Raw genomic sequence first — 15,286 nt, forward strand, 5'->3', positions numbered from 1 at the left:
GTTGCGCCTGACATTCGTGGTCGGCCGGAACTGTCCTATACGGGCAGGAAGTTGATGGGGTGGCTGTCCGTCGCCCAGAGGTACTGGACCGCGTACGCCCGCCACGGCCGCCACGCCTCGGCCCGGGCGGTGAGGGCTGCCGGGGTGGCGGGCAGGCCCAGCTCCCGTGCCGCGCGCCGGATGCCGAGGTCCCCGGCGAGGAAGGCGTCCGGGTCGCCGAGGGCGCGCATGGCGATGACCTCGACGGTCCAGGGACCGAACCCGGGCAGCGCGAGGAGCCGGGCACGGGTCTCGGCCCAGTCGCTGTCGACGCCCAGGTGCAGTGTTCCGTCGGCGAGTTGCCCGACCAGGGTGGTGAAGGTGGTCCGTCGGGTGCGCGGCATCGCGAGGCTCTCGGGATCGACGGCCGCCAGCGACTCGGGGGACGGGAAGAGATGGGTGAGGCCCCCTTCCGGGTCGTCGACCGGTTCACCGTGCGCCACCACCAGCCGGGCCGCGTGGGTCCGGGCGGCGGCCGTGGAGACCTGTTGGCCGAGCACCGCCCGTACGGCGAACTCGGCCTCGTCGACGGTCCGTGGCACCCGGCGCCCCGGCGCCTTGTCCACGAGCGGCGCGAGCACGGGATCGGTGCGCAGCTGCTCGTCGACGGCTACCGGGTCGGCGTCAAGATCGAGCATGCGGCGACAGCGGCTGATGGCGACGGGCAGGTCCCGCAGATCGCCGAGGGAGAGCCGGCAGGCGATGTGGTCGGACTCCGGTGTGAGGGCGACGACACCGTGACCGTACGGCAGCCGGAGCGTGCGCCGGTACGCGCCGTCGCGCCACTCCTCCACCCCGGGTACGGCGGTCTCGGCGAGGTGTCCGAAGAGGTTGTCGGGGTTGAGCGGGGCCCGGAACGGCAGCCGGAGGCTCAACGCCCCCGAGGTGCCCGGGGAGTCGGAGCGCTGCCGGGCCGACCGCGTCGCCCGCTCGCGCAGCGCGCCGGGCGCCAGAGCGAAGACTTCCCGGACGGTGTCGTTGAACGTCCGGATCGACCCGAACCCGGCGGCGAACGCGATCTCCGCCATCGGCAGCGCGGTCGTCTCGATCAGCAGCCGCGCGGTCTGCGCCCGCTGCGCCCGGGCGAGTGCCAGCGGGCCCGCGCCCAGCTCGGCCAGCAGTTGCCGCTCGACCTGCCGGGCGCTGTAGCCGAGCCGCCGTGCCAGTCCCGGCACGCCCTCCCGGTCCACGACGCCGTCCCCGACCAGCCGCATCGCCCGCGCCACGAGGTCCGCCCGCTGGTCCCACTCCGGTGACCCCGGACTCGTGTCCGGCCGGCACCGCTTGCAGGCCCGGAACCCGGCCTGCTGGCAGGCCGCCGCACTCGGGTAGAACGTCATGTTCTCCGCCTTGGGCGGTACCACCGGGCAGCTGGGCCGGCAGTAGATCCGTGTGGTCACCACCGCCGTGAAGAACCATCCGTCGAACCGCGCGTCCTTCGACCGCACGGCCCGCACACACCGTTCCGTGTCCGCGTACATCCCGTTCCGCATGACTCAAGCATCGGGGAGGGGTCGGGGGCAGGGCTGGCGGAAATCCGACATCAGCGTGGGGTGACCTGCGACCTCGCGCCTTCCCCCATTCCCCCTTCCTCTTTCCCCCTCCCCCGTTCCGCCTTCCGCCTTCCGCCTTCCGGCAGCTCCACCCGTCGACTTCCTCAGACGCCCGCGGCCCTCCGCCACGCGGCTTCCCTCAGCAACCGCAGGCCGTTCAACCCCACCAGCACCGTGGACCCCTCGTGTCCCGCCACCCCGAGGGGCAGCGGCAGATGACCCACCAGGTCCCACACCACCAGCACCGCGATACAGACCCCCGCGATCACCAGGTTCTGCACCACCAGCCGCCGGGCCGCCCGCGACAGCCGCACCACCGCCGGGATCGCGCGCAGCTCGTCGCGCACCACCACCGCGTCGGCGGTCTCCAGCGCGAGATCGGAGCCGGCCCGGCCCATGGCGACACCGGCGTGCGCGGCGGCGAGCGCGGGCGCGTCGTTGACACCGTCCCCGACGAACAGGACCCGCGCGCCCCCGTCCTGCAGCTCCCGCACGGCCTCCACCTTGCCCTGCGGCAGCAGCTCGGCCCGCACGTCGTCGATCCCGGTGTCCGACGCCACCTGGGCGGCGGCGCGCGCGTTGTCCCCGGTGAGCAGGACCGGCGACCCAGCGGTCAGGGCGGTCAGCGCCCTCACCGCGGCGGGCGCGTCGTGGCGCAGCCGGTCGGCCAGGGTGAGCGTTCCGACGGCGACCCCGTCCCGCTCGACGAGAACGGTCGTCCCTGGGGCGGCCGCCGCGTCCACGGCGGCCTCGTCGCCGTCGCCGCCGTGCTCCCCCGCCCGCCCCACGGTCACCACGTGTCCCTCGACGGTCGCCCGGACGCCTCGGCCCGGCGTGGCCACGAAGTCCTCGGCGGCCGCCACCCGCAGCCCCCGCGCCCCGGCGGCGGCCACCACCGCGCGGGCCAGGGGGTGTTCGCTCGGGTACTCGGCGGCCGCGGCCAGCGCCAGCAGTCCGTCCTCGTCGAGCCCGGAGCCGGGCAGCGGTCGTACGGCGACGACCTCGGGCGTGCCCTCCGTGAGCGTGCCGGTCTTGTCGAGAGCGACGGCGTCGATCTCGCCCAACCGCTCCATCGCGACGGCGGACTTCACGAGGACACCGTGGCGGCCGGCGTTGGCGATGGCGGAGAGCAGCGGCGGCATGGTCGCGAGGACCACCGCGCAGGGCGAGGCGACGATCATGAAGGTCATGGCGCGGAGCAGCGCGGCCGTGAGGTCCTCGCCGAAGGCCAGGGGGACACCGAAGACGGCGAGGGTGGCGACGACGACACCGACGGCGTACCGCTGTTCGACCTTCTCGATGAAGAGCTGGGTCGGCGCCTTGGTGCGGGAGGCCTCCTCGACGAGGCTCACGATGCGGGCGATCACGGAGTCTGCCGGGTCGCGCGCGACGCGGACGCGCAGCGCTCCCGTGCCGTTGAGGGTGCCCGCGAAGACCTCGTCGCCCGGGGCCTTGGGGACCGGCAGCGGTTCGCCGGTGATGGTGGCCTGGTCGGCCTCGCTCTCCCCCGCGAGGACCAGCCCGTCGGCACCGATGCGCTCGCCGGGGCGGACCAGCACCACGTCACCGACGGCGAGCCGGTCCGTCGGCACGGTCTCCTCGGCGGTGCCGTCCGGCGACAGGCGGGTGGCCGTGGTGGGTGCCAGGTCGAGCAACCCCCGTACGGAGTCCGCGGTGCGGGCGGTGGCCAGGGCCTCCAGGGCGCCGGAGGTGGCGAAGATGACGATCAGCAGGGCGCCGTCGAGGACCTGACCGATCGCGGCCGCGCCCAGCGCCGCCACGATCATCAGCAGGTCGACGTCGAGGCTCTTCTCGCGCAGTGCCCGCAGCCCTTCGAGGGCGGGCTCCCAACCGCCTGCCGCGTAGGCGATCACGTAGAGCGGGCCGTACAGCCAGGCGGAGGCCCCGACCAGGTCCAGCGGGAACGCGAGCAGGAAGGCGAGGGTGGACGTCAGCGCCCAGCGGGCCTCGGGGAGAGCGAGGACGCGGGTGCGGCGGCGGGGGGTCGTCGGCACGGACGGGCGGCGGACCGGGGTGGGGGTGAGGGTGGCAGACACGCGGGCCACCATACAGGAACACATGAAGACTCATTCATGCCTTCATGTGCGATGAGTAAGATACTCGCCATGGGTCATGGAGCCATCACCTCAGCGCAGGACGCCGCCCCTCGTGTGCGTCTGGACGCGGCCAACGTCGCCAAGGTGGCCACCACCCTCCAGGCCCTCTCCACCCCGTCCCGCCTGCTGATCCTGGCCAGGCTGCGCGAAGGGCCGCTCCCGGCCACCGAGTTGGCCGCCGAGGTCGGGATGGAACAGTCCGCCTGCTCCCACCAGCTGCGTCTGCTGCGCAATCTCGGCCTGGTCGTGGGCGAGCGCCGGGGCCGTTCGGTGGTGTACGCCCTGCACGACCACCATGTCGCCGAGCTGCTGGACCAGGCCGTCTACCACGTCGAGCACCTGCGGCTGGGGCTCAGCGACACGCCGGACGGGGACTGAGTCCACCGGACGGCGACCGACACCTCGCACCACCGGGCAGACGACACGGCACCCGCCCCGGCGGCTGGCCGAGGCGGGTGCCCGAGGCGAGTGTCCGGGCCGTCCGTCACGTCGAGGGAATCGCCGGGAGCGTCGTGGCGGGCAGGCCACCGAGCAGACCGCCGAGCAAGCCGGTGACCAGGCCGAGCACCGGCTGCAGGAGACCGGTGACGACACCGAGGACCGGGGCGAGCAGACCGGTCACCGCACCCAGGACCGCGCCCAGGTCGAGCGAGGTCAGCGCCTTCAGCAGCGCGTCGACCGCGGCCTGGAGGGCGGCCAGCAGATCCGCGACCGGGTCGGCCGCGGCGGCGGCGCGGTCGGAGCCGGCCGGGGCCGCCGCCTCGATCTTCTGCAACCGCTGCTGCACGGTGGCGTGGGCGGTCCTGAGGGCCGCGACGTGCCGGGCCGCCTCGGCGGTGTTCAGCTGGTCGGCGTCCAGCTCGGCGATGGTGGTCATCTCGTCCAGCAGCGGGGCGAGCACGTCGTTCTGGTCCATGCGGTCGAGCAGGTCCAGCTGGCCCAGCAGCTCGTCCACGTCGGTGCCGAGGGCGTCGGTCTCCGTGGCCGTGCCCGCCGCCTCCGCGGCCGCGTCCGTGTCGGCGTCGAGGTCCGCCAGCAGCGCGTCCAGGTCGCTCTCCAGCTCGTCGAGGAGCGCCTCCATGTCGGCGATCTCCTTGTCGACGATGGCGTCCGCCTCCGCCTCCTCCTTCGCCAGGAGGGCGTCGATCTCCTTCTCCAACGAGTCGAAGAAGGCGTCCAGATCGGGTTCGGGCACCGCGGCGGCCCGGGAAGCGGCACGGTCGGAGGCGGTTCGGCCCGCGTCGACGGCCGCGGTGGCGGTGCCGACCGGCCCGAAGACCAGTGCCCCGCAGACCAGAGGTGACAGGAGAAGAGCACGGGAGACGAGGGCGCGCATGCACGTTCCTTTCGAAGGAGCTGTCCTTGCGCTCACGGTGGGAGGCGCCGCGAGGCGCCGCAACCGAGCACAGCACCGCGGACGGACCCGCCGACCGACCACGTCGACGACCCTGACCAGCCTGTTTCCCTCGAACAACCACTCCCTGCGACTCCGTTCGAGTCGCTCGCGCCGTTCGTCCGTCAGAGTGCGGGAGAGCGACACGTCGGGCCCCGTCCCGCTCCGCGCCGGTGTCAGCCCGTCTGCTCGGCGAACGCCTGGTATGCCTCGTCGTCGAAGAGGACGAACCTGACCTCCTCGACCGAGGTCTCGGTGGTGCGGACCGTCTCCACGGCGATACGGGCGGCGTCCGCCATGGGCCAGCCGTAGACGCCGGCGGAGACGGCCGGGAAGGCGACGGTCCGGGCTCCCAACTCGTCGGCGACGCGGAGGGACTCGCGGTAGCAGGAGGCGAGCAGGGCGGAGCGGTCGAGGCTCTGGCTGTGGACGGGGCCGACGGTGTGGATGACCCAGCGCGCGTCCAGGTCGCCCGCCGTGGTGGCGACGGCCTGGCCGGTGGGGAGGCCTCCGCCGTACTGGGAGGCGCGGAGCTTGCGGCAGTCCGCCAGGATGGCGGGGCCGCCGCGCCGGTGGATGGCGCCGTCCACTCCTCCCCCGCCGAGGAGGGAGGAGTTCGCGGCGTTGACGATGGCGTCGACGGACTGCCGGGTGATGTCGCCCCGGACGAGGGTGATGGTCGTCATGCCCGCCTCTATACCAGCCGACGGGACACGCGGGCCCTCCATTTCCGGCGCCCTTCGCAGCGGGCGGCACGCCTCGTTCGTGACGGCCTACCAGCCGACCGGCAGCGACCGCACCCCGTGGACCGTGGTCATCGTCAGCGCGAAGTCCTCCGGCGGTGCGGTCAGCCGCAGGCCCGGCAGCCGGTCGAAGAGCGCGGGCAGGCCGACCTGGAGTTCCGCGCGGGCCAGGGACTGGCCGATGCACTGGTGCAGTCCGTGGCCGAAAGCCAGATGGCCGGACGCACCGCGGCTCACGTCCAGGGTGTCGGGGTCGGCGAAGACGGACGGGTCTCGGTTGGCGGCCTGGAGCGCCACGACCACACCCTCGCCCGCGCGGACGCGGACACCGGCCACCTCCACGTCCTCGGTGGCCACCCGGCGCAGTCCCGAGTGCAAGACGGTCAGATGACGCAGGAGTTCCTCCACGGCACCGGGCCACAGGCCGGGGTCCGCGCGCAGGGCGGCCAGTTGCGCGGGGTGACGCAGCAGGGCCACGACCGCCAGCGGGAACATGTTCGCGGTCGTCTCGTGGCCCGCCACCAGCAGCAGCGAGGCGATGCCGACGGCCTCGGGCGCGCTGATCTCGCCGGTCGCCACCCGGTCCCGCGCCAGACGCGAGAGGAGATCGTCGGCGGGCTCCCCGGCCCGTCGGGCCAGCAGCTCACCCAGGTAGGTGTGGAGGGCCTTGCGGGCGGCCATCATCTCGGCCGGCCCCGACGACAGACTGCTGAACGCGTTGGCCTGCCGCTGGAAGAAGTCGTGGTCCTCGTACGGCACGCCGAGCAGCTCGCAGATGGCGAGCGAGGGCAGCGGCAGGGCGTACGCCTCGACCAGGTCGGCGGCCGTGGCGCCGTCCGCCGTCATCGCGTCGAGCAGCTCGCCGCAGATCCGGGCGATCGCCGGCCTCAGCTGCTCGATGCGGCGGAAGGTGAAGTCGGGGATCAGGACGCGGCGCAGACGGGTGTGGTCGGGCGGTTCCATCATGAAGAACTGGCCCGGCGCGCGGGGCGGCGACTGCGGGCGGAAGCCGGGGAAGCCGTCGCGGGTCGCGTCGGCGCTGAAGCGGGGGTCGGCGAGGACCGCTCGGGCGTCCTCGTGCCGGGTGATCAGCCAGGGGCTGTTGTCGCCCCAGATCGTCACCCGTCGGATCGGCTCCTCGGTACGCCACTTGGCGTACTCGGGCGAGGGGTCGAGCAGCGGGCGGAGGGTGGGCAGAGACGGGTGGGTGGTCATGCGCGGGGCTCCTCTTCCGGCAGGCCCGCGAGGTCCAGCAGCAGGGACTTGATCTCGGTGGCGGCGTACGCCTCCCGGGCCGGCTCGCTCGTGGAGCACAGCAGGACGGGGCCGTCGTCGGGGTGGGCGGGGAGCCGGCCGTGGCTGCCGCTGACGCCGGCGGGGTTCAGCGGCACCGTGCTGATGCGGTAGCGGAAGCCCAGCTTCTTGCGGGCGATCTGGCCGACGGCGCGCAGCTTCACCGCGGGGACGGTCTCGTCGTAGAGCAGCTCGGCGGGGTCGTAGCCGGGCTTGCGGTGGATCTCGACCTGGCGGGCGAAGTCGGGGGCACGCTCGTCGTCGAGCCAGTAGTAGTACGTGAACCAGGCGTCCGGGTCGGCGACCGCGACGAGTTCGCCGGAGCGTTCGTGGTCCAGACCGTGCGCGGCCTTGCCCTCGGCGTCCAACACCTGCTCCACGCCGTCGAGTTCGGCCAGCAGCTTGGCGACCTCCGCAGTGTCGGCCGGGTCCCGTACGTACACGTGGGCCACCTGGTGGTCGGCGACCGCGAAGGCCCGTGAGGTCCAGGGGTCGAGGTACTCCATGCCGTCCTGGGTGTGCACCTGGAGCAGTCCGGCCCGGCGCAGGGCGCGGTTGATGTCCACGGGGCGGGAGACGGGCGTGATGCCGTACTCGCTGAGCGCGACCACCGTGGCGCCCTCGCGCAGGAAGTGGTCGAGCAACGGGCGGAGCGCGTCGTCGAGTTCGCGTGCCGCGCGGATCGTGGCCGGTGAGTCCGGACCGGATCGCTGGGGCTCGTAGTCGAGTTGGGGGAGGTAGACGAGGGTGAGGTCCGGGTCGTGCTCGTCGAAGACCTGGCGGGCGGCGCCCAGGATCCACTGGGTGGAGGGCATGCCGGCGTTGGGGCCCCAGTAGGTGAACAGGGGGAACGGGCCGAGGCGGTCGGTGAGTTCGTCGTGCAGGGTCGGCGGCCAGGTGTAGCAGTCGGGTTCCTTGCGGCCGTCGGAGTAGTAGACCGGGCGCGGGGTGACGGTGAGGTCGACGTCCGCGCCCATCGCGTACCACCAGCAGATGTTGGCGACCTTGTAGTCGGGGTCGGTCCTGCGGGCGGTCTCCCAGATCTTCTCCCCGCCGACCAGCGCGTTGTGCTGGCGCCACAGCAGCACCTCGCCGAGGTCGCGGAAGTACCAGCCGTTGCCGACCGCGCCGTGCCCGGAGGGCGGTTCGCCGGTGAGGAACGTGGACTGGACCGTACAGGTCACGGCGGGCAGGACGGGGTCGAGCCGGGCCCGGAAGCCGCGCTCGCCGAGGGCGGCCACGGCGGGCATGTGCGCGAGCAGCTTGGGGGTGAGACCGACGATGTCGAGAACGACGAGCCGGTTGGGTCGGGTACTCATCGCGGGTTCTCCTTGGTGCTGGTCCGGAGGTTCATCGCGGGTTCTCCTCGATAGTGGGCCGGGAGCCGGCCGGGGGCTTCCCGGTGGGGCCGCGTCATCAGGATCATGGCCGGTCGTCCTTGAGGCCGAGGCTCGTCAACCGGTCGCGGGCCCAGGCGAGTTCGGCGGCGATACCGCCGGGCAGGTCGGTGGGCGGGTCGGGAAGGACGGACCAGGTGTAGGTCTCGACCTCGATGTGGTCGCAGTCGGCCGAGGGCCCGCCGAGGAGTCCGGCCAGTACCTGGCCCAACTGGTCTGCGGTGGTGCGCAGCGGCGGTTCGGGGGCGGCGTGCAGCGGGGCGTGGAAGTGGACGCGCCAGGGGCCGGTGTCCGTGGGCAGGCCCCCGTCGAGCGCGTCCGGCAGATCGTCGACGCCGCGCACCTCCGGCTCCGCCCGCCCATCCGCCGTCCGCGGCGTCCCTCCCGCCCGGCTCAGCCCCTCGGCCTTCCCGTCCCCCCGCGCCGCCGTGCGGGTCTGGTGCAGGAAGCGGGGTTCCGCGAGGCGGTGCAGGGCCGTGCGGGCGGCGGGGTCGGACGGGTCGGGGGCCTCGACCGCGCAGGACGCCTGGAGCTTGACGACCGGCAGCCCGGCCTCGGCCAGGCGGCGCAGGGCGGCGCCGGGGTCCTCGAACTGCACGGCGAGGTGGCAGGCGTCGAGGCAGACCCCGAGCCGTTCGGGGTCGAGGCCGCGCAGTTCCCGTACGGCCTGGGCGGTGGTCTCCACCACGCAGCCGGGCTCCGGCTCGAAACCGACGCGGATACGGCGGCCGGTGTCCGACTCGATCGTGGCGAGTCCGGCGGCGAGCCGGTCCAGGGCGCGACGGGCGGTGTCGGCGCGGTCCGGCGGCCAGGGCGTGCGCCAGGCCAGCGGCAGGGTGGAGACGCTGCCGCGTTCCGCGTCGTCGGGCAGGAGCGCGGCGAGGACGCGGGCGCAGTCGAGGGTGTGGCTCAGGCGGGCCTCGTCCGCCCAGTCGGGGAGGTAGACGTCCTTCTTGACCACGTCGCGGTGGAACCCGGCGTAGGGGAAGGCGTTGAGGGTGACGGTCTCCAGGCCCCGGGCGTCGAGCTCGCCCTTGAGGCGCCGCACCTCGCCCGGTGCGGAGGTGAGCCGGGCGACCACGTCACGGGCGAGCCAGAGTCCGATGCCCAGCCGGTCCACGCCCAGGCGCTCCCGCACCGGTTCGGCGTGGTCGGCGAGCTGGGTGAGAACGCCGTCGAGGTCTTCGGCCTGGTGGACGTTGCTGCAGTAGCCGAGGTGGACGGTGGTGTCGTCCGCGTGCCGGAAGCGCATGGGTTTCCCCCCTCACTCCCCGCCGCGCCGGACGGAGTTGCCCTGGAAGCTCGACTCCTCGTCCGGTTTGGGCTCGTCGAGGTCCAGCCGTCCGCTCTGGCCGTAGAAGGCGACCGGGTTGCGCCACAGCACCCGGTCCACGGCCTCGTCGTCGAAGCCGGCGGCGAGCATGGCGTCGGCGGTCTTCCGGGTCTTGAGCGGGTCCGAACGACCCCAGTCAGCGGCCGAGTTGACGAGAACGCGGTCCGTCCCGTGGGTGCGGAGGATGGTCACCATGCGGTCCTCGCTCATCTTGGTCCTCGGGTAGATCGAGAACCCCGCCCAGCAGCCGCTGTCGAGGACCATGCCGACCGTCAGCTCGTTGAGGTGGTCGAGGACGACGAGTTCGGGGGCGATGCCCGACTCCCGTACGACGTCCAGGGTCCGGCGGGTGCCGGTGGCCTTGTCGCGGTGCGGGGTGTGCACGAGGGCCGGCAGTTCGTGCTCGATCGCGAGCTGGAGCTGGGTCGCGAGCGCCTCGTCCTCCTCCGGCGTCATGGAGTCGTAGCCGATCTCGCCGACCGCGACCACCCGGTCCTTGGCGAGGTAGCGCGGCAGTTCGTCCAGCACGGGCCGACAGCGGGGGTCGTTGGCCTCCTTGGGGTTGAGGGCGATCGTGCAGAAGTGCTGGATGCCGAACTGGGCGGCCCGGTAGGGCTCCCAGCCGAGCAGTCCGTCGAAGTAGTCGTAGAAGCTCTCGGGGGACGTGCGGGGCTGGCCCAGCCAGAATGCCGGCTCGACGACGGCGCGCACCCCGGCCGCGTGCATCGCCTCGTAGTCGTCGGTGGTGCGGGAGGTCATGTGGATGTGGGGGTCGAAGATGCGCACGGGCAGGCCTTTTCCTCGGGGGGGTCCGGTGAGGCGCTCCGGCTGTGGCCAGGGCGATGACGCTGTGTGGATGTACGACTCGGTCAGGGGAGGGCGGGGTGATGGGAGGGCGGGACGGTGGCCGGGCCGCGGTCCCGGTGGAGCTCCTTGAGGGCCCGCTCGGCGGCCTGTCGGCGCTCGGGGGCCGCGGTCCGCGTCTCGGTGGTGAGTCGCTCGCCGAGCCGGTCGGCGGCGGGGAAGGGGCGGACGACGGGCCAGATGTCCGCCGGCACGTCACGGCCCGCGGCGACCCGCTCGTGCGCGAAGTCGGCCAGCATCCGGGCGAGTTCGGCGTCGGCGCGGGCGGGGAGCCCGTCGATCCCGGTCAGGGGGATCTCGTGGAACACACACTTCAACACCGCCTGCCGGTACTCGGCATCCGGCAGCCGGGCGGCCCCGTACGGGCCGAGGGCGGCCTCGATGATGCCGCTGTCGTTGCCCCGCAGGGCCTCACGGACGAGCGGCAGCGCGAGGTCGCCGAGGGGTTCCCGTTTCGCGTCACCGCCGTCCGGGGCGGCGAGCAGCGGCAGGGCCCGCAGGATCGCCCGCTGTTCGGCCGGGTCGCCGTGGCGGTACAGACCCGAGAGTTCGTCGGCGAGCGGCTGTCCGCCCAGGGGCAGCGCGGTGAGCAGGACGGCGCGGGCGGCCTCGTCGACGGTCCGGCGCGCGTCCAGCCGGGCACGTCCGCAGTGCCTTCGGGCGGCGGGGAACAGCGCGCGCACGGCGGCGGGGCGCTCGGTGACACGGGCCACGGCCTCGTCGAGCCAGGCGCGGGCGGCCGGGTCCAGCGAGTGGCGGGCGAGGAGGGTTCGGGGGTCGGTGGATTCGGCCGCCCCGGAGGGCGACATACCGGTGGAAACCATGACGGAACAACCTCCGGTGGGATGGAGGACGTGAGGGGTGGGGGACGTCAGGAGTGAAGGACGCGGGAGGTGAAGGACGTCAGGGGTGGCGAGGTCGGGTCGGGCGGCTTCCGGCGGGTCGGGTCAGGCCGTCGCCGCGCGCAGGAAGTCGAGCGAGCGGCGGGCCACTTCGGGGGCGTCGAGGGAACCGCCCTGGATCTCCACGGAGACCAGTCCGCGGTGGTCGAGGCCCTGGAGGGCGGCGAGCACGGGTGGGAAGTCGATCTCTCCGGTGCCGAGTTCGAGATGCTGGTGGACGCCCCGCCGCATGTCCTCGATCTGCACGTTCAGCAGACGCGGGGCGGCGAGGCGGACGCACTCCAGCACGGTCCGCTTCTCCACGCAGTGCGCGTGCCCGATGTCGAGCGTGATCCCGAACAGCTCGTGTCCGCCGACCAGTTCGGCGAGTTCGAGGCACCGTTCCACGGTGTCGACGAACATGTAGGGCTCGGGTTCGAAGGCCAGCGAGACGCCGTACTCCTCCGCCGTCTCCAGGACGGTCTCGACGCCCGCCGCGAGCCGCTTCCACGCGTCCCGCTCCGGCAGCCCCTCGTCCGGCGCGGGGCCGCTGCACAGGTGGACGGTGGGCGAGCCGAGGTCGGCCGCGACGCGCACGGCCCGTCGCAGCAGGTCGATCCTGCGCTCGGCACCGTCCGCCATGAGTGTCGGGTGGTGCTTGCCCCAGGGGTCGAGGAGGTAGGGCGCGCCGGTCTCCACGGTGACGTCCAGCCCGTGCCGGGCCAGGTCCCGGGCGACGGCGGCCACCCGCCGGGGCAGATCGTCCGCGTACGGGTCGAGGTGGCCGTGGTCGAGGGTGAGGGCGACGCCGTCGTAGCCGAGGTCGGCGAGGACCGCGAGGACGTCGCTCAGCCGGTGGTTGGTGAAGCCGTTGGTGCCGTAGCCGAACCTGAGGGGGGTGGGGGGCGGGGTCATTCCGGCTTTTCTCCTACGGAAATCCGCGCTGTTCAGGTGGGGGATATGCGCCGGGCGAGCCGCCGCGCGAGGGGGTGGGCGACGCCGAGGGCCGCCGCCGCTGCCGTGGCTCCGCTGCGGGCGGTCAACGCCGCCTGCAGGGGCATCAGGCCGAGGATGCCGGCCCCGACGGCCCGCCGGACGTTCTCGCCCGACGGTTCCCGTACGGCACGTGCCTGAGCCGTTCCGTAGCTGCCGAGGTAGGCGAGGGCGCCTGCGGTCACCACACCGGCGCGGGCGGCGGCGGTGGTGCCGGCGCGCCCCCGGAGTCGCCCGGCACGCCAGGCGAGAGCCGTGCGGGCGGCCGGGAGTGCCGTGGCGAGGGCGGTGGTGGTGGAGGCCGCGAGGGTCGCGGCCGGCAGCCGGGCGGGGGCGCCCGAGATCTCGTGGCGGCTGAGGGCGGTCAGGGTGTAGGTGTGGGCGCCGACCAGCGCGGCGGGAACGGCGCCGCGCAGCAGGGCGGTCCCCGTCCGGGTCGTGCGGTCCGGTCCGCGCCCGGCGGCGAGCGCACCCGCGAGGACGTCGAGGGCACGCGCGGAGGCCATGGCGGCCGGGCCGGCCGGGGTGGACTTGAGCTTCAGGTCGTAGGCCCAGACGGCGGCGGCCAGCGGAAGCGCCCCCAGCAGGCTCCGTCGGCCCCCCGAGGCGGCGGCGAGCGCGAGGCCCCCGGCGGTCAGGGTGCCGGCGACGGCGAGGGCGGTGCGGCGCGGGACACGGCCGGACGGGACAGGGCGCTCGGGGCGCTCGACTGCGTCGACCGTGGCGTCGGCGTAGTCGTTGAGGGCCATGCCGGCCCAGTAGAGGCAGACGGACGAACCCATCACGCCCACCGTCCGCACGCCCAGCGGATGCCCCGCGGCGGCGGCGCCCGCGAGGACATCACCGGGGACGCTCAACGCGGCCGGAGCCCGGACGAGTTGTGCGAGGTCGGCGAGGCTCACGGCAGGCCGCGAGCGGGAGCCCGGTAACGCTCTCCGATCTTTCATGGCGGCAACTTACCCATGCCCCTTGAACATTCACATGGAGAAAGCGTGAAGACCTTTGTCGGCTCGTGATGTTGGCCGTGGCTTTACCCGCCGCGCCGGTGGACTCAGGGTTCCTGCCGCAGTCTCCGCCACACCGCCTTGGCCGCGTTGTGGCCCGACATGCCGTGCACCCCGGGTCCCGGCGGGGTCGCGGAGGAGCAGATGAACACGGCCGGGTGCGGGGTGTCGTACGGGCGGAGCGAGAGCCTCGGGCGCAGCAGCAGTTGGAGGCCGGAGGCGGCACCGCAGGCGATGTCGCCGCCCACGTAGTTCGCGTTGTGCGCGGCGAGTTCGGGTGGGCCGGCGGTGGCACGGGCGAGCACGCGGTCGCGGAAGCCCGGCGCGAAACGCTCCAGTTGACGCTCGACGGCGACGGTCAGGTCGCCCGTCCAGCCGTTGGGGACGTGACCGTAGGCCCAGAAGACGTGCTTGCCCTCGGGGGCCCGGCCGGGGTCCACCAGGCTGGGCTGGACGGTGATCAGGAAGGGCCGGTCGGGCGCGCGGCCCTGCCGGGAGGCCGCGTCGAGCGCCGCGCCGATCTCGGCCCTGCTCGCCCCGACCTGCACGGTACCGGCGAGGCGCGCCTCCTCGGCGGTCCACGGCACGGGGCCGTCCAGCGCGTAGTCGAGCTTGAAGACGCTCGCGCCGTAGCGGTACGCGTCGTAGTGGCCGCCGAAGCCCGCGATCCGGGCCAGCGCGGTGGGTGAGGTGTCGAAGACGTAGGCGCGGGCGGGCGGCAGGTCGTCGAGGCGTTTGACCTCGTAGTCGGTGTGGACGGTGCCGCCGAGGTCCTTCAGGTAGGCGGCGAGCGCGTCGGAGATCGCCTGCGAGCCTCCCCGGGCGACCGGCCAGCCGGCGGCGTGCGCGGCCAGGGCGAAGACCAGGCCGACGGCGCCGGTGGCGAGGCCGCCGAGCGGGGCGATGACATGGGCGACGAGTCCGGCGAAGAGCGCCTGTGCCTTCTCGTCCTTGAAGCGGCGCATCAGCCAGGTGGAGGGCGGCAGGCCGACGAGGCCGAAGCGGGCGAGACCGACCGGGTCGCGGGGCAGCGCGGACAGCGGCAGGGACATGAAGTCCCGGGCAAGCGTGTCCCACTTGGGCAGGAAGGGCCCGACCAGTCTGCGGTACGCGCCCGCGTCACGCGGCCCGAACGAGGCGGCCGTCTCCCCCACCGAGCGGGACAGCACGGCCGCCGAGCCGTCGAGGAAGGGGTGCGCCATCGGGAGGTCGGCGTGCAGCCACTCCAGGCCGTAGCGGTGGAGCGGCATCGCCTTGAACGCGGGCGAGTTGACGCCGAGCGGGTGGGCGGCCGAGCAGGGGTCGTGGTGGAAGCCGGGCAGGGTCAGCTCCGCGGTGCGGGCGCCGCCTCCCACGGTGTCCTTCGCCTCGAACAGGGCCACGGAGAAACCGCGGCGGGCCAACTCCACGGCGGCCGTCAGGCCGTTCGGCCCCGCCCCCACCACCACCGCGTCGAGCATCGACGGCACGTCCGGACCCCTTCGTCGTCGGCCGATGACCACCAGGCCGTGCCGACGGGTTCCCGCCGACGGCAAAACCTGCGCTCAGGATATGCCGCGGCACCGACAGCACCGGTCAGGGGTGACCCGCGCCCGGCCGACTCGCCCCCCGGGCCGCGTGGCGACCTCCGCACCCCGGGGCGCGTGGCGACCTCCGCACGCCGGACCGCCACACGG

At 73.8% G+C, this 15,286-nt stretch carries 13 protein-coding genes; 1 reads left to right on the forward strand and 12 read right to left on the reverse strand.

Annotated features, from left to right (window positions below; translation table 11 throughout):
* Positions 1-35 precede the first annotated feature (35 nt).
* Together ACZ9QC_RS07170 and ACZ9QC_RS07175 are read right to left on the reverse strand one after the other, a co-directional pair.
* Positions 36-1,532, reverse strand: a complete 1,497-nt coding sequence (locus ACZ9QC_RS07170) for an AlkA N-terminal domain-containing protein (RefSeq protein ID WP_472919353.1) — start codon at positions 1,530-1,532, stop codon at positions 36-38.
* A gap of 164 nt (positions 1,533-1,696) precedes the next feature.
* Complete coding sequence (locus ACZ9QC_RS07175) at positions 1,697-3,661, reverse strand: heavy metal translocating P-type ATPase (RefSeq protein ID WP_472921622.1); 1,965 nt, start codon at positions 3,659-3,661, stop codon at positions 1,697-1,699.
* A 57-nt stretch (positions 3,662-3,718) separates the two neighbouring features.
* Between ACZ9QC_RS07175 and ACZ9QC_RS07180 the strand changes: the two genes are divergently transcribed.
* Positions 3,719-4,087, forward strand: a complete 369-nt coding sequence (locus ACZ9QC_RS07180) for an ArsR/SmtB family transcription factor (protein ID WP_472919354.1) — start codon at positions 3,719-3,721, stop codon at positions 4,085-4,087.
* Between the two features lie 106 nt (positions 4,088-4,193).
* Here ACZ9QC_RS07180 and ACZ9QC_RS07185 read toward each other — a convergent pair whose 3' ends face one another.
* From ACZ9QC_RS07185 to ACZ9QC_RS07230, 10 genes are all read right to left on the reverse strand, one after another.
* Positions 4,194-5,045 (reverse strand): hypothetical protein, encoded by an 852-nt coding sequence (locus ACZ9QC_RS07185; protein WP_472919355.1) that lies wholly within the window; start codon positions 5,043-5,045, stop codon positions 4,194-4,196.
* Positions 5,046-5,278: 233 nt separating this feature from the next.
* A complete protein-coding gene (locus tag ACZ9QC_RS07190) occupies positions 5,279-5,788 on the reverse strand; it encodes an O-acetyl-ADP-ribose deacetylase (RefSeq protein WP_472919356.1) in 510 nt (169 codons plus the stop codon).
* An 87-nt stretch (positions 5,789-5,875) separates the two neighbouring features.
* Positions 5,876-7,060, reverse strand: a complete 1,185-nt coding sequence (locus tag ACZ9QC_RS07195) for a cytochrome P450 (RefSeq protein ID WP_472919357.1) — start codon at positions 7,058-7,060, stop codon at positions 5,876-5,878.
* Positions 7,057-8,457, reverse strand: coding sequence for an alkaline phosphatase family protein (locus ACZ9QC_RS07200; protein ID WP_472919358.1), 1,401 nt, complete (start codon positions 8,455-8,457; stop codon positions 7,057-7,059). The genes ACZ9QC_RS07195 and ACZ9QC_RS07200 overlap by 4 nt, the downstream gene beginning before the upstream one ends.
* A gap of 103 nt (positions 8,458-8,560) precedes the next feature.
* Positions 8,561-9,787, reverse strand: a complete 1,227-nt coding sequence (gene eboE / locus ACZ9QC_RS07205) for a metabolite traffic protein EboE (protein WP_472919359.1) — start codon at positions 9,785-9,787, stop codon at positions 8,561-8,563.
* A gap of 12 nt (positions 9,788-9,799) precedes the next feature.
* Positions 9,800-10,654, reverse strand: a complete 855-nt coding sequence (locus ACZ9QC_RS07210; RefSeq protein WP_472919360.1) for a TatD family hydrolase — start codon at positions 10,652-10,654, stop codon at positions 9,800-9,802.
* An 83-nt stretch (positions 10,655-10,737) separates the two neighbouring features.
* On the reverse strand, positions 10,738-11,556 hold the full coding sequence (locus ACZ9QC_RS07215) for an EboA domain-containing protein (protein ID WP_472919361.1): 819 nt from the start codon (positions 11,554-11,556) through the stop codon (positions 10,738-10,740).
* Between the two features lie 123 nt (positions 11,557-11,679).
* Complete coding sequence (locus ACZ9QC_RS07220) at positions 11,680-12,528, reverse strand: sugar phosphate isomerase/epimerase family protein (protein ID WP_472919362.1); 849 nt, start codon at positions 12,526-12,528, stop codon at positions 11,680-11,682.
* Positions 12,529-12,560: 32 nt separating this feature from the next.
* Positions 12,561-13,553, reverse strand: a complete 993-nt coding sequence (locus tag ACZ9QC_RS07225; protein WP_472919363.1) for an SCO3242 family prenyltransferase — start codon at positions 13,551-13,553, stop codon at positions 12,561-12,563.
* Positions 13,554-13,657: 104 nt separating this feature from the next.
* Positions 13,658-15,070, reverse strand: coding sequence for a phytoene desaturase family protein (locus ACZ9QC_RS07230; RefSeq protein ID WP_472921623.1), 1,413 nt, complete (start codon positions 15,068-15,070; stop codon positions 13,658-13,660).
* Positions 15,071-15,286: the final 216 nt, after the last annotated feature.

This window comes from Streptomyces sp. HUAS MS02 (assembly GCF_055702265.1).